Here is a 20578-nt window from a genome sequence, read left to right as displayed (position 1 = left end):
GGGGTCTTTTGTGTTTTCCGGCACAGAACGAGCGATGACCGCGCGCGGCGAGGACCACCCCGCGAAGGAGAAACCAAGAAATGGCCGATGACCGCTTCCATGTGTACGACACGACACTGCGTGACGGGGCCCAGCAGGAAGGCTTGAACCTGACGGTCGCCGACAAGCTGGCCGTCGCCCGTCACCTGGACGGCCTCGGCGTGGGCTTCATCGAGGGCGGCTGGCCGGGCGCGAACCCGAAGGACACCGAGTTCTTCCGGCGGGCTCGAACAGAGCTCGACCTGAAGCACGCGCAACTCGCCGCGTTCGGCGCGACCCGCCGGGCCGGAGTGAAGGCCGCCGACGACCCCCTGGTGGCCGCGTTGCGCGAATCCGGCGCACCCGTCGTGACACTCGTCGCGAAGAGTCACGACAGGCACGTTGAGCTGGCCCTCCGCACCACGCTCAAGGAGAACCTCGCGATGATCCGCGACACCGTCTCCCACCTGCGTGCGGAGGGCCAGCGAGTCTTCCTCGACGCCGAGCACTTCTTCGACGGCTACGCCTCCAACCCGGACTACGCCCTGGAGGTTCTCCGTACGGCGGCCGAGGCCGGGGCGTCCGTCATCGCGCTCTGCGACACCAACGGAGGCATGCTCCCCGACGAGCTGGCCGACGTCGTCCACGCCGCCGTGTCGACCGGCGCGCGCGTCGGCATCCACTGCCACGACGACACCGGCTGCGCCGTCGCCAACACGCTGGCCGCCGTCAAGGCCGGCGCCACCCACGTGCAGGGCTGCGCCAACGGGTACGGCGAGCGCTCGGGCAACGCCAACCTGTTCACGGTCGTGGCGAACCTCCAGCTCAAGAAGGGGTTCGACCTCGTCCCCCCGGAGTCGCTCCGGGACATGACCCGCATCGCGCACGCGATCACCGAGGTCACCAACGTCACGCCCAACTCGCACCAGCCGTACGTCGGGACGTCGGCCTTCGCGCACAAGGCGGGGCTGCACGCCTCGGCCATCAAGGTCGACCCCAACCTCTACCAGCACATCGACCCGTCCATGGTCGGCAACGACATGCGCATGCTCGTCTCGGACATGGCGGGCCGGGCCTCCGTCGAGCTCAAGGGCCGGGAGCTGGGCTACGACCTGACCTCCGACCAGTCCCGCCAGCTCGTCGAGCGCGTCAAGGACCTGGAGTCGCGCGGGCACACCTTCGAGGCCGCCGACGCGTCCTTCGAACTGCTGCTGCGCGACACCGTCGCCGGGGAGCGCAGGCGCCACTTCTCCGTCGAGTCCTGGCGGGTCATCGTCGAGCGGCGCCCGACCGGCGAGGTCGCGAGCGAGGCCACGGTCAAGCTGCACGCCAAGGGCGAGCGGATCGTCGCCACCGGCGAGGGAAACGGCCCCGTCAACGCCCTCGACAAGGCCGTACGGCTCGCGCTGGAGAAGCTCTACCCCGAGCTCGCCGAGGTGGAGCTCATCGACTTCAAGGTCCGCATCCTGGAGGGCACCCACGGCACCGACGCCATCACCCGGGTGCTCATCACCTCCAGCGACGCCACCGGTGACTGGTCCACCGTGGGCGTCGCCGAGAACATCGTCGAGGCGTCCTGGCAGGCCCTGGAGCAGGCCGTCACCTACGGACTCCTCCGCGCCGGCCACAGTGCCTGATCGCCTCGCTGTGTCTGTTTGCCTCGCTTCGCTCGGCGGGCTCGGGGCGCTTTCAGGCGATGTCTTCCCTCGTCGCTCGGCGTCGCTCGTCCCTCGCTCCCCGCTCGCTCCTCAGTCCAGACACCGCCGCGCCCCTCGCGGTGCTCGGTGGGCTGGGGGCTGAGGCCTGGCCGGAGGTGGGCGCCGCTGCGCTGCGGCGGATGGCTGTTCCGGCGCCCGCACTCCGCTCCACGGCTGTGTGCGGGCGTCGTCTGATCCCCCGATGTGAAGGTGGCGGGGGGATCAGACGAGGTCGGAGCCGGAGATCTTGAAGCTGGTCGGGCCGTCGGCGGTGTGGACGATCACCGTACGGCCCGAGCAGCTCACCTCGGGCTTCGCCGTACCGGGCACGACGATCGTGAGCAGCGACGAGGCCGCGGGCGAGATCACAGCCGGGGCGGCGACCTTCTTCATGTAGGCGGGGGAGATCCACCCCTGGTAGGGGTTGGTCTGGCCGCGGACCACCTTCTGGCCGCCGATCGGCTTGCATGAGGGCAGGGCGAGCTGCACCAGCGTCGCCCGCCACGATCCCTCGCCGACCACGACGCGGCCGCCGCCGTTGGAGTAGACCTTCAGCGACGGGTCGAAGTGCCACAGGTTGCGCACCTTGCCGCCGTCCGTCGTGTCCAGCACCGCCATGACGTCCTGGTCGTGGTTCACGAGCACCGCCCTGGTACGGCCGACGCCGTACGCCTTGTCGGTCAGGGTGAACGACTGACGGTCCTTGTCGATCGAGCGGCGGACCAGCGACGACGGCGTGCGGCCGCGGAACGGCTTCCCCACCACCACGGGGACGTTGTGCGCCTCGGGCGTCATCGTCCAGCGCCGGTACGGGTTGTTCTCGTAGGAGTGGAACCCGGCCTCGGTCAGCACGTCGCGGCCCTGGGCATAGTAGGTCACCCCCAGGTGGTCCTCATGGCCGTGGAACTTCATGCCCGGCCCGAACCTGATCGAGTAGTAGGCCGACTGCGGATCGCCCCAGGCCGTACGGCCGAAGACGTATCCGGCCTTGAACACCTGCACGGTCTCGGTGGAGTGGGCGAACCCGGCGGGCTGGACGTCCGGCGCGCCGTCCCCGAGCGGCACCATGTACCCGTTGGGCTGCGTGGCGGCGCTGATGTGCTTGGGCAGGCCGTCCCAGCGCTTGGCGAGGTCGTCGGGCACCTTGAGGCCGCAGTCCTTGATGGTGTCCGTCGCGACGCGCAGCCGGTCGTGCACGTAGATCGCGTACCGCGGGGCCTGCTCCCTCAGCGATCCCTCGGAGTCGATGTCGAGCTTCATCGACTTGACCATGCGGGAGAGGGCGAGGTCCTTCCAGCCCTTCTGGTTGTAGCGGCAGCCGATGCGCAGCAGGCCGATGTCCTGGTCGAGGCCGTGGTTGTGCCCGGCCTTGTAGAAGCGCGGGTCGGCCAGCAGCTTCGCGTGTACGGCGAGGCTGTCCTTGAGCCAGGCGTCGGGGACGTACCTGCTCAGGCAGACCAGCGCGGGCGCGCGCAGCGCGGTCGGGTGGTCGCTCCAGGCGTACTTGTTGGTGGACCGGCCGCCGTAGGGGTTCTTCTCGACCCAGTCCTTGGCGATCTCGGTCGCGCGGGTGAGGTACGCCTGCTTGCCGGTGGCCTCGTAGTCGGCCACCAGCCGCCCCATCCACCGCAGTGACTGGAACACCATCTGCCACGACCGGCTCTTGTACGGGTCGAGGTTCCAGTCGATCTTCGTGCCGATCTTGACGGCCGGGCGGTCCAGGAAGGAGAGCTGCCCGCTCATCACGTCCTCGGAGGTCGGCGTCGCCGGCAGCCAGTCCCCCTGGCACTCGGGCGTACGAGTGGGGGTCTGGGCGGACTGGGAGGCCTCGGCGGGCACGGCGGCGAACGTGCCGCCGGTGAGGGCCAGCGCGGAGATCAGACCGAGGGCTCGAGCGCGGGTACGCACGCAAGGTCCTTCCGGGTCACGGACGAGGGAGGGTGATCATGCTGGCCGAATGCCCGTTATCGGTCAAGTCGCAGATGACCATTGTTAGCAGGATGTGAGGGCCATGCCGCACGGTCGTCACGCGATCCGAAGAGTTCGGTGGCGGGGCTCGAACCTCAGGGGCGGTATCTGCGCGCGAATTGCCGCGAATCCGCTGGACGCTTGACCTCGTACGGGGACGGCCCGGGAAGAAGTCCACAGAAAGGGGGAAGCCATGATCAAAGGTGCGCACTGGCTGCTGTACAGCCACGATCCGGACGCCGACCGGGCCTTCCTCCGAGACGTGCTCGGGCTGCGGAACGTCGACGCCGGGGGCGGCTGGCTGATCTTCCGCCTGCCGCCCGCCGAACTGGGGGTGCATCCCACCCGGGACCGGCCGATGTTCGACCTCTACCTGATGTGCGACCGGATCGCCGACACGGTCCGCGAGCTGACGGCCAAGGGGGTGACGTTCACCCGGGAGGTCGGTGACGAGGGGTACGGCCTCGTCACCGGGTTCCGCCTGCCCGGCGGCGCCGAGATCGGCCTGTACGAGCCCCGCCACCCCACCGCCATATGAGCCCGGCGCGCCGGGGCCTCAGTCGCGCTTGGGCGAGGCGCTCTGCACGACCTCGAAGGACCAGATCTCGGACCCGGACGCGGCCGGACCCTGGCCGTGCCCGTGACCCTGCCCGTGACCGTGCCCGTGTCCCTGCGCGCCGGCCTCGGCGGCGGCCTGCGCGTGACCGGACTGGAAGGCCCGGCTGCTCTGCCAGCGCTGGAAGTCCTCCTCGCTGCGCCAGCGCGTGTAGACCATGTACCGGTCCGTGCCCTCGACCGGCCGGAGCAGCTCGAACCACTCGAAGCCGTCGGCCGCCTCCACCATGCCGGCGCGGTTGGCGAAGCGCTTCTCCAACTCCTCGCGCATCTCCGCGCTCACCGTCAACACGTTGATCTTCACGACCGACATCGCAGGCTCCTCCCGTGGATGAATTCCGACACGGCCACACTACGAGCCGTACGGTTCGCCCCCGGGACGCGCCACGGCCTTCCCGCCCCCGGGGCGCCACAAGCCGGGGGCGCGGTACGTGAGCAACCGGCGAGCGGCACTAGCCTTGTGACCGTGCGTATCGCGAGGTTCTCCAAAGGCGACGGTGTCGCCTTCGGCGTGGTTGAAGAAAGCGGGGAGGTCGTCGCCAGGATCGACGGCCACCCCTTCGGCGGTGTCGAGTTCGCCGGGGACAGATATCCGGTCGCCGAGGTCAGGCTCGTCGCGCCGATGTTGCCCAGCAAGATCGTTGCAGTCGGCAAGAACTACGCCGACCACGCGCGCGAGATGGGCGGCGAGGCGCCGGAGGAGCCGCTCGTCTTCCTCAAGCCGAGCACCTCGGTGATCGGCCCCGGCGAGGCCATCGCGTACCCGGCGAAGCTGTCGCAGCGGGTCGACTACGAGGGCGAGCTGGCCGTGGTCATCGGGCGGCTCTGCCGGGACGTACCGGTGGAGCGGGCACACGAGGTGATCTTCGGATACACCTGCGCGAACGACGTGACCGCGCGCGACCTGCAGCAGCGGGACGGCCAGTGGAGCAGGGCGAAGGGCTTCGACACCTTCTGCCCGATCGGCCCGTGGATCGAGACCGACCTCGACCCGGGCGACCTCGCCCTCACGACCAGCGTGAACGGCGAGCTCCGGCAGAGCGCGCGCACCTCGCTCCTGCTGCACGACATCCCGGCGCTCATCGCGTACGTGAGCGCCGTCATGACGCTGCTGCCCGGCGACGTCATCCTGACCGGCACGCCCGCCGGCGTCGGGCCCCTGGCCGTCGGTGACGAGGTCAGCGTCGGCATCGAAGGAATCGGAACTCTCACCAACCGGGTGATCTCTCGTGACTGACCTGCGTGTCCGCTTCGCGCCCTCGCCCACCGGCATGTTCCATGTCGGCGGCGCCCGTTCCGCGCTCTACAACTGGGCGCTCGCCGAACAGTCCGGGGGCACGTTCGTGCTCCGCATCGAGGACACCGACGCGGCGCGCAACCGGCCCGAGTGGACCGAGGGCATCATCTCCGCGCTCGCCTGGATCGGCATCAGCGGCGACTCCCCGCACTTCGAGGGCCCCTACTTCCAGTCCGCGTACGAGGCGCAGCACCGCGAGGCGGCGGCCAAGCTGCTCAAGGACGGCAGGGCCTACCACTGCGCCTGCACGCGCGACGACGTGAAGGCCAGGACAGGCTCCGAGCACCAGGGCTACGACGGCTTCTGCCGGGACCGCGGCCTCACCGAGGGCGCGGTGCGGTTCCGCACCCCGGACGAGGGCGTGACCGTGGTGAACGACATGGTCCGCGGGCGGGTCGAGTTCCCGAACGCGGCCATGGAGGACTTCGTCATCGTGCGCGCCGACGGGTCGCCGCTGTTCAACCTCGCCAACGTGATCGACGACATCGAGATGCGGATCTCCCACGTCATGCGCGCGGAGGAGCACCTGTCGAACACGCCCAAGCAGCAGCTCCTGTGGGAGGCGATGGGCGCCACGCCGCCGGTCTGGGCGCACATCCCGGTCATCGTCAACGAGAAGCGGCAGAAGCTGTCCAAGCGGCGCGACAAGGTGGCCCTGGAGTCCTACCGCGACGAGGGATACCTCGCCGAGGCGATGGTCAACTACCTCATGCTGCTCGGCTGGGGCCCCGGCGACGACCGCGAGATCATGCCGTGGTCGGAGATGATGCCGATGTTCCGCCTGGAGGACGTGAACCCGTCCCCGGCGTTCTTCGACGAGAAGAAGCTGCGCGCCTTCAACGGCGAGTACATTCGGGCGCTGCCCCTCGACATCTTCATCCAGCGCTGCGACCCCTGGCTCGACCCGAGCTGGGACCGGACGACCTTCGCCCGGGTGGCGGAGCTGGTCCAGACCCGCATCGCGGTGCTGTCCGAGGTCACCGCGAACGTGGACTTCCTCTTCCTGGAGGCCCCCGTCCACGACCAGGCGTCGTGGGACAAGGCGATGAAGCCGGGCGCGACCGAGATCCTCAGTGATTACGCCGAGCGGCTGCAGGACGTGAACTGGGACCCCGAGTCGCTCAAGACCGCCCTGGAGGAGGTCGGCGCCGCGCACGGCCTCAAGCTGGGCAAGGCCCAGGCGCCGGTCCGTGTGGCCGTCACCGGCCGTACGGTCGGCCTCCCGCTGTTCGAGTCGATCGAGGTCCTCGGCCGCGAGCGCTCCCTGGAGCGGCTGCGTACGGCCCTGGCCAGGCTCTCCTGACCCGGACGCCGCTTCGCCGGTCGGTGCTGCCGACCGGCGAAGCGGCGTCTTTCACATCACGGCGCCTGTCACATCAGATCAGGCCGCGGCGGGCGAGCAGGGGCTCGATCTGCGGGTCGCGACCACGGAAGTCGCGGAACGCCGTCAGGGCCTCCACGCTGCCGCCCCTGGACAGCAGCCGCTGCCGGAACCGGTCGCCGTTCTCCCGGCGCAGCCCGCCGTTCTCCTTGAACCACTCGACCGTGTCGGCGTCGAGGACCTCGCTCCAGATGTAGGAGTAGTAGCCCGCGCTGTAGCCGCTCGACCAGATGTGCGCGAAGTAGGTGCTCCGGTAGCGCGGCGGCACGGCGGGCACGTCAACGCCCGCGTTCCGCAGCGCCTCGGCCTCGAAGGTCTCGGCGTCGCCGCCGGTGTAGGAGGTGTGCCAGGCCCAGTCCAGCAGCGTCGCGGCGAGGTACTCGACCGTGGCGAAGCCCTGGTTGAACTTCTGCGACTCCAGCATCCGGTCCACGAGCTCCTGCGGCATGGGCTCGCCGGTCTCGTAGTGCTTGGCGTAGTTCGCCAGGATCTCCGGGTCGGTCGCCCACATCTCGTTGACCTGCGAGGGGTACTCCACGAAGTCCCTCGGCACCGCCGTACCGGAGAACCGGGGGTAGTGCACGTCGGAGAACAGGCCGTGCAGGGCGTGGCCGAACTCGTGGAACATCGTGTTGACCTCGTCGAAGGTCAGCAGGGTCGGCTCGCCCTTGACGATGTTGAGGTTGTTGACCACGACCGGGCGGGTGCCGTCCAGGGCCGACTGCTTGACCAGGCTGTTCATCCAGGCCCCGCCGCGCTTGGAGGCGCGGGCGAAGAAGTCCCCGAGGAACAGGCCGAGCGGCGAGCCGTCCTCGTTGAACACCTCGAAGACCCGGACGTCCGGGTGGTAGCCCTGCAGGTCCGCCCGCTCCCGGAAGGTGAGGCCGTACAGCCGCTGCGCCGCGTAGAAGACGCCGCGTTCCAGGACGCTGTTCAGCTCGAAGTAGGGGCGCATCCGGGAGCTGTCGATGTCGTACCGGGCCTTGCGCACCTTCTCGGCGTAGAACTCCCAGTCCCAGGGCTGGATCGCGTGCCCGGCGATCTCCTCCAGGTCGGACTGCTCCTTGCGGGCGTTGGCCACGGCCGGCGGGACGAGCCGGCTCAGCATGTCGGTGACCGCCTGCGTGGATCCGGCCGTCTGGTCCGCGAGGACGTACTCGGCGTGGTTGGCGTAGCCGAGCAGCCTGGCCCGCTCCTCGCGCAGCCTGGCGACCCGGGTGATCAGCTCGGCGTTGTCCGCCCCGCGGCCGACGGACGCCTTGTGGATCCGCTCACGCAGCCCCCTGTGGGTGAGCTCGGAGAGCGCGGGCTGGCGGGTGGGCAGGGCGAGGGCGACCAGGTAGCCGGCGTCCAGACCCCGCTCCTTGGCGGTCTCCTGGAGGCCCTGTACGGCGTCGGGGGAGAGCCCGTCGAGCTCGGCGACGTCCTCGACGATGACCGCCCGCGCGTTGGTGTCGGCGAGCAGGTTCTGCTGGAAGGTGGTCGCCAGGGTGGACAGCTCCTCGTTGAGCTCCCTGAGCCGCGCCTGCTCCTCCTCGCCCAGCTCGGCTCCCGCCCGGATGAAGTCGGTGAGGTAGCGCTCGAGGAGCCACTGCTGTTCCTCGTTCGCCGCCTGTACGGCCCGGATGCGGGCGAACAGCCGGGGGTTCAGGTGGATGGCGTCGCCGTGCTTGGACAGCTTGGGCGTGACGCCCTTCTCGATCTCCTGGACGCCCGGTGTGGTGTCGGAGGACGCCTGGTTGAAGAAGACCGTCACAACGCGGTCGAGGAGCCGGCCGGACCGCTCCAGGGCCTCGATGGTGTTCTCGAAGGTCGGCGGCTCGGGGTTGTCCGCGATCGCCGCGATCTCGGCGAGGTGCTCGGCCATCCCCTGCTCGAACGCCGGAACGTAGTGCTCCTCCCTGATCTCCTGGAAGGGAGGGAGTTGGTACGGCAGCGAGCTGGGGCTCAGAAACGGGTTCGCCGTCTGGGTCATCGGGGGCTGCTCCTCATCGCTGTTCTCGACGCTGGTGGCACTTCTCAGCCTGGCACAGCGAGGGCCGTGAGCAGTGATGTGGAGCCACGCGGGCAATCGTTTTGGTGGTGGGCCGCAAGCTGGGCTATTCTTTCGGAGTCGCCAGCGAGCCCCCAGGGGCGAGCGAAACGATGGGGTATAGTGCAATTGGCAGCACGACTGATTCTGGTTCAGTTAGTCTAGGTTCGAGTCCTGGTACCCCAGCTGCATCCCTCCTTCGGGAGATGCTACGGATTCGGGTTCCCCCCGGCTCCGATCACAGTGTGTATGGTCCCGTCGTCTAGTGGCCCAGGACGCCGCCCTCTCAAGGCGGTAGCGGCGGTTCGAATCCGCTCGGGACTACCACACACACTGCGAGGTCCCGTCGTCTAGTGGCCTAGGACGCCGCCCTCTCAAGGCGGTAACGGCGGTTCGAATCCGCTCGGGACTACTTTTTCCTCCACCCTCGGAACGTTCGTTCCGGGGGTTTTTCGTTGTCATCGTTCCACTTCCCGACTCCCGTCTCGTTGACTGGACAGCGCTGCTATCCAATAATTGGAGAGTCGGACTATCTAATGAGGTGTGTCGATGTTCACATTGCTGGCGGACGGCCGCGAGGAGGCCGTCCCGGGTCTGACCGTTCCGGCCGGAGAGAAGGTCCTCGGCTGGGAACGCACGCCCGCCGGGCGGCCGAGCTGGCGCCGCACGACGTCGCCATCCGCCGCGGGCTGATGCCTCTCGACGGTGTGGATCCGTTCGGGGACGAGTACTTCCGGCTTCGCGCCGAGCTTGAGGCGAGTGGGACGCCGATCTACCGACCGCTGCCCGACTGGGCGGGGGAGCGGTGACCCGACGGGGAAGCGCGGGTTGCGTCGGACGGCACCTGGGTTCCAAAATCAGACTCATGACCACCACACTGCGCTCGCGCACGCACAGCTGGGCCCCGTCGACATTGCCGGGGGACGTCGCGGAGTTGAGCGGCCTGGAGTTCCTCCGCGCCATGCTCGACGGCGTGCTCGCGGCTCCGCCGATCGCCGGCACGCTGGGTTTCACGCTGCTGAAGGTCGAGCCCGGGGTGGCGATCTTCGAGGGGGAGACGGGAGAGCACCAGTACAACCCGATGGGCTCCGTGCACGGGGGCTACTTCGCCACCCTGCTCGACTCGGCCCTGGGGTGCGCCGTCATGACCATGCTCCCGGCCGGGACGGCCTACACGACCACCCAGTTGAACGTGCACATGGTCCGCCCGGCCTTCGCGCACACCGGGCTCCTGCGGTGCGAGGCGAAAGCCGTACACGTGGGCCGGACCGTCGCGACCGCCGAGGGGCGGCTGGTCGGCTCGGACGACGGCAAGCTGTACGCGCACGGCACGACGACGTGCGCCGTTTTCGCGATGCGCTGATGGTCCCGCCGCCGCGGACAGGCCCCGGCGGCGGTTGTCGCGGACATGACAGCGGGCATGAAGAAGGGGGCACGACCCCGCCGGGTCGTGCCCCTTCTTCATGCCTTCCGAGGCCGTGGAACGCCGCCTAGCCGCGCGACCGGGCCTTGAAGAGCGCCCGCTTGGCGGCCTTGCCCACCTGCTTGTCCGGGTGGGCCTCGCCGACGGCTTCGAGCAGCTCCTCCAGGTGCGGGTGAGGCACCTTCCAGATCACGTCGAGCAGGCCGATGATCTGCTGCGCGGGGCCGATGTCGTGCAGGCTGCTGACGAACTCCGCGCGGCCGAGCCCCGCCGAAAGCGTCCACATGTCGAGGATGAGCCAGTGCGTGTCGGCCTGGGTGGGCTCGGGCGCGTCCTCGACGTCCAGCTGGGTGAGGTGCGTCGCGGCGTACGGCCGGAGCGAGGGCACCTTGAGCGCCTCGGACCAGGCGGGCACGGCCACCTCGCCGAGGGAGCCGACCAGGCTGGCCGCCTGCACCCGGACCAGGGCGTCGGCATCGTCCTCCGCGGCGGCTTCGAGCAGCTCGGCGGCGGCCCGGGCGGGTTCACGCAGGCCGAGCCAGGCGGCGAACTCCGCGTCCGCCTCCTCCTCCGGCAGGTCGGCGCTCAGCGTCAGCAGGTCGAGCGCGGTCATCGCGTCGATGGCGGGCCGGGCGTCGATGTCGATGTCGGCGTCGTCCACCATGTGGACCACGCCTTCCACGCCGAGAGGCGTGAGACGCACCTCGTCGCCCTCGACGGTCACCATGCCGTAGCCGGTCAGCCAGGTGAGCACCGGCGCCAGCGGGTCGCCGGCGGCGGCCCAGGCGTCGGGGCCGAGGTCGTCGTACTCGGTGACCGCCTCGGCCAGCTCCTCGCGCAGCTCTCCGACGGAGCGCGAGCCGCCGTTGACCAGCACGCGGACCAGCAGCGCGCGGGTCAGCCCCGACAGGGCGAGGGTCAGATCGTCGTCGTCCAGCTCGGGGTCGCCGTAGTCGACCGAGTGGAGGCCGAGCAGCCAGGCGTCGAGCACGTCGTCGTCGTCCTCGAACGGCCAGGCGGCGGTGTCGGCGTCGACGCTGACCGTGTCGTCGTCGTCCGGGGCGAGGAACTCCAGGTCGATGGCGAGGTTCCAGAGGTTCCACAGCGTCTGGGCGTCGCTCAGCCCGACGCTGCGCACCGCCTCCTTGACCTCTTCCTCGGTGAGCAGGGTCTCCTCGCCGACCTTGCGGCCGGAGCCGACCCAGAGCGCGAGATCGCGGGCCTGGGCGATGAGCGTGACCCCGCGGGCCGCCGCCGCCAGCTCGGAGTCCGGACGCAACCGGATGGTCGGAAGGTCGGCGATCTCGTCGGCGAAGGGTTCGAAGTCGCCGAGGCTCTCGTCCTCGTCGTCCTCGAACTCGTCCTCCTCCTCGTCCCAGTCGCGCTCGGCGAGCACGTCCTCCATCGCCTCGACGAAGTCGTCCTCGATCTCGCCGAGCTCGCCCAGGAGGGCGTCCAGCGAGGCCGACCCCTTCGCCAGGCGGCCGGTCTCGGACAGGAACGTCAGATAGGACCGCAGCGCGGGGATCATGCCGTCGGCGGCCTCGTCGGGGTCCTCGACGACCTGCGGAATGCGCTCGAGCAGGACGGCGCGCAGGTCGCCCGCCTGCCACAGCCCCACGTCGTCGCGGGCATCCAGGCGATGCCAGAGAACGGCCGGGCCGACCAGGTCCGGCTTGGTGCCCGGAGCGTTGGCGGGAGCCCAGAGGATGAACTCCTGCAGCAGTGGACGCAGTTCAGCGGCGGCTGCCTCAATGCGGTCTGTCACCCCGCCAGCCTAGGGCTAACCGGGCATGCTCTCTAATCAGTTAGCGCGCCGCATCGCCTCGGTGATCCGTTCCGCGGCGGCCACGACCGGGGCGGCGTGCATCCGCCCCGGCGTGCGGGTGAGCCGCTCGATCGGCCCGGACACGGACACCGCGGCGATGACCTTGCCGCCCGCGCCCCGGATGGGGGCCGAGACGCTCGCGACGCCCTGCTCCCGCTCTCCCACGCTGTGCGCCCATCCCCGCCTGCGTACGCTGGCGAGCGTGGCGGCGGTGAACTTGGCGCCGCGCAGGCCGCGGTGCAGCCGGTCGGGCTCCTCCCAGGCGAGCAGGATCTGCGCGGCCGAGCCCGCGGTCATCGGCAATGCGGACCCGACGGGTACGGTGTCGCGCAGACCGCTCGCGCGCTCGGCGGCGGCCACGCACACGCGCTCGTCACCCTGGCGCCGATAGAGCTGGGCGCTCTCCCCGGTGAGGTCGCGCAGATGGGTCAAAACGGGCCCGGCGACGGCGAGCAAACGGTCCTCGCCGGCGGCCGTGGACAACTCCGAGAGCCGGGGTCCCAAGACGAAACGCCCCTGCGTGTCGCGAGAGACGATGCGGTGGTGCTCAAGGGCGACGGCGAGGCGGTGCGCCGTGGGCCGGGCCAGGCCGGTCGCCTGGACGAGCTGCGCCAGGGAAGCGGGCCCCGCCTCCAGCGCGTTGAGAACGAGAACGGCCTTGTCGAGAACTCCGACTCCGCTAGAGTTGTCCATACCCCGATACTGCCGTCTCGCGATCCGAGACGCAAACACAATGGTCCGGATTACCCGGTAGGCTTGTCCATATCCCGATATTTCCGTCTCATGATGAGAGACGTCGGGGGGTCGAACGCAAGGAGGCGTCACAACCATGGGTCGCACACTGGCCGAGAAAGTCTGGGAGCAGCACGTCGTGCGGCGTGCCGACGGCGAGCCGGACCTGCTGTACATCGATCTCCACCTCATCCACGAGGTGACCAGCCCGCAGGCGTTCGACGGCCTGCGCATGGCGGGGCGTACGGTGCGGCGGCCCGATCTCACCATCGCGACCGAGGACCACAACGTCCCGACCGTGCTCGGCCCCATCTCCGACCCGGTGTCGCGCACCCAGGTCGAGACGCTGCGCAAGAACGCCGCCGAGTTCGGCATCCGGCTGCACCCCATGGGCGACGCCGGCCAGGGCGTGGTCCACATCATCGGCCCGCAGTTCGGCCTGACCCAGCCCGGCATGACGATCGTCTGCGGCGACTCGCACACGTCCACGCACGGCGCCTTCGGCGGCATCGCCTTCGGCATCGGCACCTCCGAGGTGGAGCACGTGCTGGCCACCCAGACGCTGCCCGCGTACCGGCCGAAGACCATGGCCATCGAGGTCACCGGCGAGCTGCCGGTGGGCGTCACGGCCAAGGACCTGATCCTCGCCATCATCGCGAAGATCGGCACCGGCGGCGGCCAGGGCTACATCGTCGAATACCGCGGCGAGGCCATCCGCAAGCTCTCCATGGAGGGCCGGATGACCGTCTGCAACATGTCGATCGAGGCGGGCGCCCGGGCCGGCATGATCGCTCCGGACGAGACGACGTTCGCCTACCTCAAGGGCCGGCCGCACGCGCCGTCGGGCGAGGCCTGGGACGCGGCCGTCGAGTACTGGAAGGGCCTGCGCACCGACGACGACGCCGTCTTCGACAAGGTCGTGGAGATCGACGCCTCCACGCTGACGCCGTTCGTCACCTGGGGCACGAACCCGGGCCAGGGCGCTCCGCTGGGCTCGGCCGTCCCCTCGCCGGAGGAGTTCGACGACCCGATCGAGCGGTCCGCCGCCGAGCGCGCCCTCGAGTACATGGGCCTGAGCGCCGGGACGCCGCTGGGTGAGATCCCGGTGGACACCGTCTTCGTGGGCTCCTGCACCAACGGCCGGCTGGAGGACCTGCGCGCCGCCGCCGACATCCTGCGCGGCCGCAAGGTCGTCACCCGTACGCTGATCGTGCCCGGGTCCATGCAGGTCAAGAAGGCCGCCGAGGAAGAGGGCCTGGACCAGGTGTTCAAGGACGCCGGAGCCGAGTGGCGTGAGGCGGGCTGCTCGATGTGCCTCGGCATGAACCCCGACACGCTGAAGCCGGGCGAGCGCAGCGCGTCCACCTCCAACCGCAACTTCGAGGGCCGTCAGGGCAAGGGGGGTCGCACCCACCTGGTGTCCCCGCAGGTCGCCGCCGCGACCGCCGTCACCGGCAAGCTGACCGCTCCCGCAGACCTGGCCTAGGCCCTTTTCGAGGAAGACCACCGATGGAAGCCTTCACCACCCACACCGGCAGGGCCGTCCCCCTGCGCCGCAGCAACGTCGACACCGACCAGATCATCCCGGCCGTCTGGCTCAAGCAGGTCAGCCGTACCGGCTTCGAGAACGGGCTGTTCGCCGCCTGGCGGGAGGACCCGTCCTTCATCCTCAACAACCCCGTCTACCAGGGCGCCTCGATCCTGCTGTCCGGCCCCGACTTCGGCACCGGCTCCTCGCGCGAGCACGCCGTATGGGCGCTGCAGCAGTACGGCTTCCGCGTCGTGATCGCGGCCCGCTTCGGCGACATCTTCCGCAACAACTCCACGAAGATGGGCCTGCTCCCGGTCATCCTGCCCTCGGAGGTCGTGGAGCGGCTGCAGGCCGCGGCCGAGGCCGACCCCACCGTCGAGATCACCGTCGACCTCGCCGAGCGCGAGGTCAGGCTGGGCTCGGAGGCCTGGTCCTTCGAGATCGACGACTACACCCGGTGGCGGCTTATGGAGGGCCTGGACGACATCGGCCTGACCCTGCGTCACGCCGACGACATCGCGGTGTATGAGAATGGACGGCAGCCATGGCTGCCGACGACTGTCTGAACGAGTTTCAGCTAGAGGACGACTACCTGGCGCGGGGGTTGCGTGAGGCGCACCGCCGCGTCCGGGCGATGGACCTGCCCCGCGAAGAGCGGACCCGCCTGACGCACAGGTTGCTTGCTATCTGTAACGTGGCAAAACAGGACATGGAGCACGCAACCGCACGGCTTGATGCCTTCATCGCCTATCTGGACGGCGAAGCCGACACGGCGAGTGGGCGAAACGCATCGGACGGTGATTGAGTCCCATGCACGAGTCCCCTAATTTCAAGCGCGTAAGGGGGAGGAACCAATGAACAAGAAGGAACTCGTCGACGCGATCACGGATCGCGTCGGTGACAAGAAGACGGCCACAGAGGCGGTCAACGCGATCCTCGACGCCATCCAGCACGCCGTCGCCAGCGGGGACAAGGTCTCCATCACCGGGTTCGGCGCGTTTGAGATGGTCCACAAGCCTGCCCGCACGGCTCGGAACCCTTCGACCGGCGCGCCGATCAAGGTCGAGGAGAGCTGGGGGCCCAAGTTCCGCCCCGGAAACGACTTCAAGGAGCTCGTCAACGCAGGCGGGAAGAAGTCGGCCAAGAAGTAGCGGCGGTTTTCGGCCGAGGACGGCGTCCGGATGATCCGGACGCCGTCCTGCTTTTCCACCCCGAGCCCGCGCGAGCGCCATCGATCATTACGGCGCCGAACCATCACGCTCGGGGCGCGGCGGTGTCTGGACTGAGGAGCGAGTGGGGAGCGAGGGACGTGAGGGGCGCGGCGGTGAAGTAACCGACGAGCGAGCGGGCGAGGTACGAGTCCCGAGCGAGGAGGGCACGAGCCGACTTCGGGCGCCCCGAACCGCCGAGCGAAGCGAGGCCAATAGGCACAGCGACTCCGAGCGACGAGGGAAGACATCGACTGAGGGCGCCCCGAGCCCGCGCGAGCGAAGCGAGCGCAAATAGACGCAGCGAGGCCGATCAGCGCGGCACGGGGAAAGTGGAGAGGGTGACGTAGGTGATGCGGTCGCCGTCGAGGAGGATGTTCACCCGCTGGCCGGTGCGCAGCAGCCGCAGCGGACCCGCGTCGAAGGCGGCGGTGTCGAACGGCAGCTCGGTGCCGTCGTCCAGGAACACCGACCCGGAGCGGGTCGCGTCGTCGAAGGTCTTCACCGTGGCCTGCACCTGATCAGCCTACTCGTCCCGACGCGGGGCGGATAATGCGTCGCCGGGAGGCGGGCGGGCGGGCGCACGGGGCGGGGTGGCCGGAACGCGTCTCCCGCTGAGGCTCTCCGAGGCCGGCGTGCCGCCGCTCCGGCTCAGCTCGCGTCGGGCGGCTCTTTCACATAGGACGCGAGGCCGCGCAGGATGATGTCGAGTCCGAGATCGAAGCGATAGTCGTTGGTCTCGTCCACCATGAGGTTCGCCACGGCGAGCATGTTGGGGAACCGGTCGGGCGGGAGCGCTCCGAAATACTCCTTCATGTCTTCGCGGATCTCGCTCCACGATTTGGTGTCTTCGCCCTGGTAGCGCTCCTGCCAGACGCCCTCCTCGGCGACGAAGCCGTCGATGTAGGTCGAGAGCATGTCTCCGGCGATGGCCGCGACGCGGTCGGGCACCCCGGCCGTGCGCAGCAGGGCGAGCAGCCTCTCGACATGTCGCAGGAGCTCGGGGGTGAACGGCACCTGCCCCATGGAGATGCGCGCCATGTCGCGGTGGCGCTGGAGCCGGGCGCGGCTCTCCCGCGCGAAGTCCTTGAGCTGCTCCTGCCAGAGCTCGGGGTCGGGCTCCGGCAGCTCGAAGCCGTCGAAGAGCCGGTGGTACATCAGCTCCAGCAGCTCGCCCTTGTTGTCGACGTGCGCGTAGAGGGCGGAGACCGCGACGCCGAGCTCGGAGGCGACCCGGCGCATGCTCAGCCCGTCGAGTCCCTCCTGGTCGAGTACGACGAAGGCGGCGTCGACGATGCGCTCCCGGGTGAGGGGGACGCGCACCCTTGCGGGTCGCCTGCGCGCTCGCTCCCAGGGCGGTGTGGGCATGTCGGGCTCTGTCATGTGGCCTCCCGCCGCACATGGTAGTGAACATCGCTCACCAAGACCGAACAGCGATCGGCAACGAGATATATCTTGTGCACTCGGTAAAGGAGATATATCTTGAGAACACCGCACGTTTTCGATGAACGCCGTTCGATGATAGAACATCGATCTGCTTTACTGAACAGCGTTCTTACTCGTTCCTGGAGGGAACCATGACCGCATCCGACGAGGCGGTGGCATCCGCGCCGCCCGCCCACGAGCCGGCGCCGTACAGGTGGCGTTGGGCCGCTCTCTTCGTGATCCTCGCCGCCGAGGTCATGGACCTCCTCGACGCGATGGTCACCAACATCGCCGGACCGACGATCAGGGCCGAGCTCGGCGGCAGCGAGAGCACGCTTCAGTGGCTGGGCGCGGCGTACACGCTGGCCATGACGACCGGTCTGCTCACCGGCGGCCGGATGGGCGACATCTTCGGACGCAAGAAGATGTTCGCCATCGGCGCCGGGGGATTCGTCGTCGGGTCGTTGCTGTGCGCCGTCGCCCAGTCGCCCGAGATGCTGATCTCGGCGCGTGTGGTGCAGGGCCTGTTCGGGGCCGTCATGCTGCCGCAGGGGCTGGGGATGATCAAGGAGATGTTCCCGCCCAAGGAGATGCAGTCCGCCTTCGTCCTGTTCGGGCCGGTCATGGGCCTGGCCTCGGTCGGCGGCCCGATCCTCGCGGGCTGGCTGGTGGACGCGGACTTCTTCGGCACCGGCTGGCGCATGATCTTCTTCATCAACCTGCCGCTCGGCCTGGCCGCGCTCGCCGGGGCCATCCGTTTCCTGCCGGAGTCTCGGTCACCGCACCCGCTGCGGCTGGACATCCCCGGCGTCATCATCGCTTCGCTGGCGGCGGTACTGATCATCTTCCCGCTGGTTCAGGGCCGGGAGAACGACTGGCCGGCCTGGGCGTTCGTGATGATCGGCGTGTCCGTCGTCGGCTTCGCGTTCTTCGGGTGGTTCGAGTCGCGTAAGAGCCGGGCCGGGGGCGACCCGCTGATCGTGCCGAGCCTGTTCCGGAAGCGCGCCTTCACCGGCGGCCTGCTGACCGGCGTCGTCTTCTTCTCCGGCATGGCCGGGTTCATGCTGGTCTTCAACCTCTACACCCAGATCGGGCTGGGCTACTCGCCGATCAAGGCCGGTCTCGCCGGAGTGCCCTGGTCGATCGGCATGATCCTCGGCATGGGCATCATGCAGGCCGTCAAGCGGTTCGGCCGCAAGGTCCTGCACGGCGGAGCGCTCGTGATGGCCCTCGGCGCGGCCGGCGTCTACCTGACCATCGACCTGGCCGGGATCGGGGTCACGCCGTGGCAGCTCGCGCCCGCCCTGATCGTGACCGGCATCGGCATGGGCCTGCTCATGGGTCCGTTCTTCGACATCGTGCTCGCCGGCGTCGAGCAGCACGAGACCGGGTCGGCGTCGGGCACGCTGACCGCGGTGCAGCAGCTCGGCAACGCGTTCGGCGTGGCCCTGCTCGGCACGGTCTTCTTCGACCTGCTCGGCCCGGTCCCCACCGGCACGAGCTTCGACCACGCCATGAAGGTCACGCTGTGGGTCGTGGTGGGCATGCTGCTGCTCACGTTCGTGGTCGCCTTCCTCCTGCCGAAGTACGCCCGCGAGGAGGACGCCCTCGAAGCGGAGGCGGCGAAGGAGGCCGTGTCCGCCTGACCTGAGATGCCCCTCCGATCAGATCCGATCAGATCCGATCACATCCGGGAACCGTCGTCCGCGTGGCCGCGCGATCACCTCTCCGATCGCGTGGCCACGCCCGTTTCCCCACCCTGCCCGTGTGACGCGGCGCCGATGATCGGGGGCTGGATCCGCGCGACCACGCCCGAAGTGGTGGCGGGCAGGCCCAGAGCGAGCGCCTCGCGCAGGTCCTCCACCGTGTCCACGTCCCTGCGGACTGAGGCGATGCCGTCCATGACCAGCTCCTTCGCCCCGCCGGACAGGTGCCGGGCCTTCGACTCGCCGCCGAAGCGGGGCCGGAAGGACACGCCCGGCTGTACGCCGTAGAAGGTGGTCCCGACGTCGGCCGCGTCGGGGACGAACGCCTGGTCGAACTCCTCGGCGGCCGCGAGGACCCGGTCCAATTCCGCGGGGCGCAGCGCGGGCAGATCCGCCTGGAGCGCCCCGATCGCGTCGCCCGGCGCGAGCCGTACGGCCTCGGCGGCGCCGAAGCGCAGCGCGGTGTTGAGCCCCTGGTCGGGGTCGGTCACCACGTGGGCGCCCAGCGCGGCCAGCCGTTCCGCCGGAACGGGGTCCGCGGTGACGACGATCACGCGGTGGACGCGGGGGCAGCTCAGCGCCGCGGTCACCGTGTCGCACGCCAGCGCCACCGCCAGCTCGGCGCGGTACGGCCCCGCCGCGCCCGCCAGACGGGTCTTCGCCCTGATGATGGTCTTCACCGGCACCACGAGGGTCCATCGCGTGAGCTGCATAACGTAAGCTTCCCGCCTCGACAGTGCCGGGAGCCAACCGGGAGACTTGGGGCACCCGCCGCCGGGAGCGGCGGATCAGTACGTGGAGGAGCGAGTGGGCGGACGACGAGGCGCGATGGCACGCGCCCGCGTTCCCGCCGGGAGGGGCGCGCGGAGCCGGCGCGGCGCGCTGTGGTTCCCCGTCCGGCCGGCACACGAGGAGTAGAAATGAAACGCCGTAGCCGTCCCTCCTGGTTCTGGGAATTCCTGGCCGCCCTGATCGTGAAGCCGCTGTCGTTCCTGCTGATCAGGCATGTCTGGCGCGGAGGGGAGTTCGTGCCCCGCTCCGGAGGTGTGATCATCGCGGCCAACCACATGTCGTGGTCGGACCCCGTCCTGCTCTCGCACTACCTGTACAACCAGGGGCGCTGGCCGGTGATCCTCGCCAAGTCGGGGCTCTTCAAGATCCCGGTGCTCGGGTACATCGTCACCCAGTTGCTGGCCATCCCGGTTCACCGGGGCAGCACCGAGGCCACCCAGTCCCTGAAGACCGCCGAGCAGCGGCTCCGGGACGGGGGCTGCGTCATCTTCTATCCCGAGGGCACGATCACCCGCGACCCGGACATGTGGCCCATGGTGGGCAAGACCGGCGTGGCGCGGCTGGCGCTCGCGACCGGCGCGCCCGTGATCCCGCTCGCTCACTGGGGCGCCCACGAGCTCCTGCCGTACGGCGAGAAGAAGCCCCGGGTGTTCCCCCGCAAGACGTTCCGGGTGCTGGCCGGCCCGCCCGTCGACCTGTCGAAGTACCAGGGCCAGCCGATGCGCGGCACGATCCTGCGCGAGGCGACCGCCGACATCATGACCGCCATCACCACCCAACTCGCGGAGATCCGCAAGGAGGAAGCGCCGGAAAGCCCATATGACCCGAAAAACACGGCTCACTCCTGACAAGCGCGTACGGTGAGAGTGACGACGCGCGGGGAGCGGGCGCGACCGGCGAGCGGGCAGCGGGGCCGGCATGGCGA

19 protein-coding genes, 3 tRNA genes and 1 pseudogene are annotated in these 20578 nt (G+C 69.5%); 15 read left to right on the top strand and 8 right to left on the bottom strand.

The window, feature by feature from the left end:
- The first annotated feature begins 80 nt into the window (after positions 1–80).
- Positions 81–1655, top strand: coding sequence for a citramalate synthase (gene cimA / locus AWQ68_RS21135; protein WP_066942811.1), 1575 nt, complete (start codon positions 81–83; stop codon positions 1653–1655).
- A gap of 282 nt (positions 1656–1937) precedes the next feature.
- On the opposite strand, the gene AWQ68_RS21130 is transcribed toward cimA, so the two are convergent.
- A complete protein-coding gene (locus tag AWQ68_RS21130) occupies positions 1938–3623 on the bottom strand; it encodes a heparinase II/III domain-containing protein (RefSeq protein WP_066942809.1) in 1686 nt (561 codons plus the stop codon).
- A gap of 253 nt (positions 3624–3876) precedes the next feature.
- On the opposite strand from AWQ68_RS21130, the gene AWQ68_RS21125 reads away from it, so the two are divergent.
- Positions 3877–4221, top strand: a complete 345-nt coding sequence (locus AWQ68_RS21125; protein ID WP_066942807.1) for a VOC family protein — start codon at positions 3877–3879, stop codon at positions 4219–4221.
- A gap of 18 nt (positions 4222–4239) precedes the next feature.
- On the opposite strand, the gene AWQ68_RS21120 is transcribed toward AWQ68_RS21125, so the two are convergent.
- On the bottom strand, positions 4240–4611 hold the full coding sequence (locus AWQ68_RS21120; RefSeq protein WP_066942805.1) for an antibiotic biosynthesis monooxygenase family protein: 372 nt from the start codon (positions 4609–4611) through the stop codon (positions 4240–4242).
- Between the two features lie 153 nt (positions 4612–4764).
- Here AWQ68_RS21120 and AWQ68_RS21115 point away from each other — a divergent pair, with 153 nt between their 5' ends.
- Positions 4765–5535 carry a fumarylacetoacetate hydrolase family protein gene (locus AWQ68_RS21115; RefSeq protein WP_066942998.1) on the top strand — a complete coding sequence of 257 codons (771 nt, stop codon included), beginning with the start codon at positions 4765–4767 and terminating at the stop codon, positions 5533–5535.
- Positions 5528–6898 (top strand): glutamate--tRNA ligase, encoded by a 1371-nt coding sequence (gltX, locus tag AWQ68_RS21110; protein ID WP_084464248.1) that lies wholly within the window; start codon positions 5528–5530, stop codon positions 6896–6898. The genes AWQ68_RS21115 and gltX overlap by 8 nt, the downstream gene beginning before the upstream one ends.
- Positions 6899–6971: 73 nt before the next feature.
- Here the strand turns inward: gltX and AWQ68_RS21105 are convergent, their stop codons facing one another.
- A complete protein-coding gene (locus AWQ68_RS21105) occupies positions 6972–8951 on the bottom strand; it encodes a M3 family metallopeptidase (protein ID WP_066942803.1) in 1980 nt (659 codons plus the stop codon).
- 171 nt (positions 8952–9122) lie between these two features.
- On the opposite strand from AWQ68_RS21105, the gene AWQ68_RS21100 reads away from it, so the two are divergent.
- The 5 genes and pseudogenes from AWQ68_RS21100 (at position 9123) to AWQ68_RS21085 (ending at position 10371) form a co-directional block, all read left to right on the top strand.
- Positions 9123–9194, top strand: a tRNA-Gln gene (locus tag AWQ68_RS21100).
- 65 nt (positions 9195–9259) lie between these two features.
- Positions 9260–9335, top strand: a tRNA-Glu gene (locus tag AWQ68_RS21095).
- 12 nt (positions 9336–9347) lie between these two features.
- Positions 9348–9420, top strand: a tRNA-Glu gene (locus tag AWQ68_RS21090).
- A gap of 169 nt (positions 9421–9589) precedes the next feature.
- Positions 9590–9817, top strand: a pseudogene (locus tag AWQ68_RS45760) (TlpA family (seleno)protein); the annotation flags it as partial.
- A gap of 56 nt (positions 9818–9873) precedes the next feature.
- Positions 9874–10371 (top strand): PaaI family thioesterase, encoded by a 498-nt coding sequence (locus tag AWQ68_RS21085; protein WP_066942801.1) that lies wholly within the window; start codon positions 9874–9876, stop codon positions 10369–10371.
- 127 nt (positions 10372–10498) lie between these two features.
- Here AWQ68_RS21085 and AWQ68_RS21080 read toward each other — a convergent pair whose 3' ends face one another.
- Both AWQ68_RS21080 and AWQ68_RS21075 read right to left on the bottom strand, forming a co-directional pair.
- Positions 10499–12199, bottom strand: a complete 1701-nt coding sequence (locus AWQ68_RS21080; RefSeq protein ID WP_066942799.1) for a hypothetical protein — start codon at positions 12197–12199, stop codon at positions 10499–10501.
- A 36-nt stretch (positions 12200–12235) separates the two neighbouring features.
- A complete protein-coding gene (locus AWQ68_RS21075) occupies positions 12236–12952 on the bottom strand; it encodes an IclR family transcriptional regulator (RefSeq protein WP_066942797.1) in 717 nt (238 codons plus the stop codon).
- A gap of 136 nt (positions 12953–13088) precedes the next feature.
- On the opposite strand from AWQ68_RS21075, the gene leuC reads away from it, so the two are divergent.
- From leuC to AWQ68_RS21055, 4 genes are read left to right on the top strand one after another with little or no spacing between them, the layout of a single operon-like run.
- The gene (gene leuC, locus AWQ68_RS21070) at positions 13089–14477 is read left to right on the top strand and encodes a 3-isopropylmalate dehydratase large subunit (RefSeq protein WP_066942795.1); all 1389 of its coding nucleotides are present in this window, start codon (positions 13089–13091) and stop codon (positions 14475–14477) included.
- Positions 14478–14500: 23 nt separating this feature from the next.
- Entirely contained in the window at positions 14501–15088 is a 588-nt protein-coding gene (gene leuD / locus AWQ68_RS21065; RefSeq protein ID WP_066942793.1) for a 3-isopropylmalate dehydratase small subunit, read from the top strand.
- Positions 15067–15327, top strand: coding sequence for an SCO5555 family protein (locus AWQ68_RS21060; RefSeq protein ID WP_066942791.1), 261 nt, complete (start codon positions 15067–15069; stop codon positions 15325–15327). Before leuD ends, AWQ68_RS21060 begins: the two co-directional genes overlap by 22 nt.
- Before the next feature lie 49 nt (positions 15328–15376).
- A complete protein-coding gene (locus AWQ68_RS21055; RefSeq protein ID WP_066942789.1) occupies positions 15377–15673 on the top strand; it encodes an HU family DNA-binding protein in 297 nt (98 codons plus the stop codon).
- Positions 15674–16043: 370 nt separating this feature from the next.
- Here the strand turns inward: AWQ68_RS21055 and AWQ68_RS21050 are convergent, their stop codons facing one another.
- Both AWQ68_RS21050 and AWQ68_RS21045 read right to left on the bottom strand, forming a co-directional pair.
- On the bottom strand, positions 16044–16247 hold the full coding sequence (locus AWQ68_RS21050) for a hypothetical protein (RefSeq protein ID WP_066942787.1): 204 nt from the start codon (positions 16245–16247) through the stop codon (positions 16044–16046).
- A gap of 134 nt (positions 16248–16381) precedes the next feature.
- Entirely contained in the window at positions 16382–17113 is a 732-nt protein-coding gene (locus AWQ68_RS21045) for a TetR/AcrR family transcriptional regulator (protein WP_066942785.1), read from the bottom strand.
- A 194-nt stretch (positions 17114–17307) separates the two neighbouring features.
- Between AWQ68_RS21045 and AWQ68_RS21040 the strand changes: the two genes are divergently transcribed.
- Entirely contained in the window at positions 17308–18801 is a 1494-nt protein-coding gene (locus tag AWQ68_RS21040) for an MFS transporter (RefSeq protein ID WP_066942783.1), read from the top strand.
- Positions 18802–18875: 74 nt separating this feature from the next.
- Here AWQ68_RS21040 and cofC read toward each other — a convergent pair whose 3' ends face one another.
- Positions 18876–19574: a 2-phospho-L-lactate guanylyltransferase gene (cofC, locus tag AWQ68_RS21035; protein ID WP_084464246.1), complete on the bottom strand. Its 699-nt coding sequence runs from the start codon at positions 19572–19574 to the stop codon at positions 18876–18878.
- 207 nt (positions 19575–19781) lie between these two features.
- Here cofC and AWQ68_RS21030 point away from each other — a divergent pair, with 207 nt between their 5' ends.
- Complete coding sequence (locus tag AWQ68_RS21030; RefSeq protein WP_066942781.1) at positions 19782–20501, top strand: lysophospholipid acyltransferase family protein; 720 nt, start codon at positions 19782–19784, stop codon at positions 20499–20501.
- Positions 20502–20578 lie beyond the last annotated feature (77 nt).

Origin of the sequence: Microtetraspora fusca, from assembly GCF_001570365.1 — a bacterium.
GTDB lineage: Bacteria > Actinomycetota > Actinomycetes > Streptosporangiales > Streptosporangiaceae > Microtetraspora > Microtetraspora fusca.
This window is presented reverse-complemented; position numbering and strand designations above follow the sequence as displayed.

What these genes read in the sequence shown, in the direction of transcription:
- cimA (WP_066942811.1), top strand. Translation starts at nt 81, where the DNA reads ATGGCCGATGACCGCTTCCATGTGTACGACACGACACTGCGTGACGGG.
- AWQ68_RS21125 (WP_066942807.1), top strand. Translation starts at nt 3,877, where the DNA reads ATGATCAAAGGTGCGCACTGGCTGCTGTACAGCCACGATCCGGACGCC.
- AWQ68_RS21120 (WP_066942805.1), bottom strand. Translation starts at nt 4,611, where the DNA reads ATGTCGGTCGTGAAGATCAACGTGTTGACGGTGAGCGCGGAGATGCGC.
- AWQ68_RS21105 (WP_066942803.1), bottom strand. Translation starts at nt 8,951, where the DNA reads ATGACCCAGACGGCGAACCCGTTTCTGAGCCCCAGCTCGCTGCCGTAC.
- AWQ68_RS21085 (WP_066942801.1), top strand. Translation starts at nt 9,874, where the DNA reads ATGACCACCACACTGCGCTCGCGCACGCACAGCTGGGCCCCGTCGACA.
- AWQ68_RS21075 (WP_066942797.1), bottom strand. Translation starts at nt 12,952, where the DNA reads ATGGACAACTCTAGCGGAGTCGGAGTTCTCGACAAGGCCGTTCTCGTT.
- leuC (WP_066942795.1), top strand. Translation starts at nt 13,089, where the DNA reads ATGGGTCGCACACTGGCCGAGAAAGTCTGGGAGCAGCACGTCGTGCGG.
- leuD (WP_066942793.1), top strand. Translation starts at nt 14,501, where the DNA reads ATGGAAGCCTTCACCACCCACACCGGCAGGGCCGTCCCCCTGCGCCGC.
- AWQ68_RS21060 (WP_066942791.1), top strand. Translation starts at nt 15,067, where the DNA reads ATGGCTGCCGACGACTGTCTGAACGAGTTTCAGCTAGAGGACGACTAC.
- AWQ68_RS21055 (WP_066942789.1), top strand. Translation starts at nt 15,377, where the DNA reads ATGAACAAGAAGGAACTCGTCGACGCGATCACGGATCGCGTCGGTGAC.
- AWQ68_RS21045 (WP_066942785.1), bottom strand. Translation starts at nt 17,113, where the DNA reads ATGACAGAGCCCGACATGCCCACACCGCCCTGGGAGCGAGCGCGCAGG.
- AWQ68_RS21040 (WP_066942783.1), top strand. Translation starts at nt 17,308, where the DNA reads ATGACCGCATCCGACGAGGCGGTGGCATCCGCGCCGCCCGCCCACGAG.
- cofC (WP_084464246.1), bottom strand. Translation starts at nt 19,574, where the DNA reads ATGCAGCTCACGCGATGGACCCTCGTGGTGCCGGTGAAGACCATCATC.
- AWQ68_RS21030 (WP_066942781.1), top strand. Translation starts at nt 19,782, where the DNA reads ATGAAACGCCGTAGCCGTCCCTCCTGGTTCTGGGAATTCCTGGCCGCC.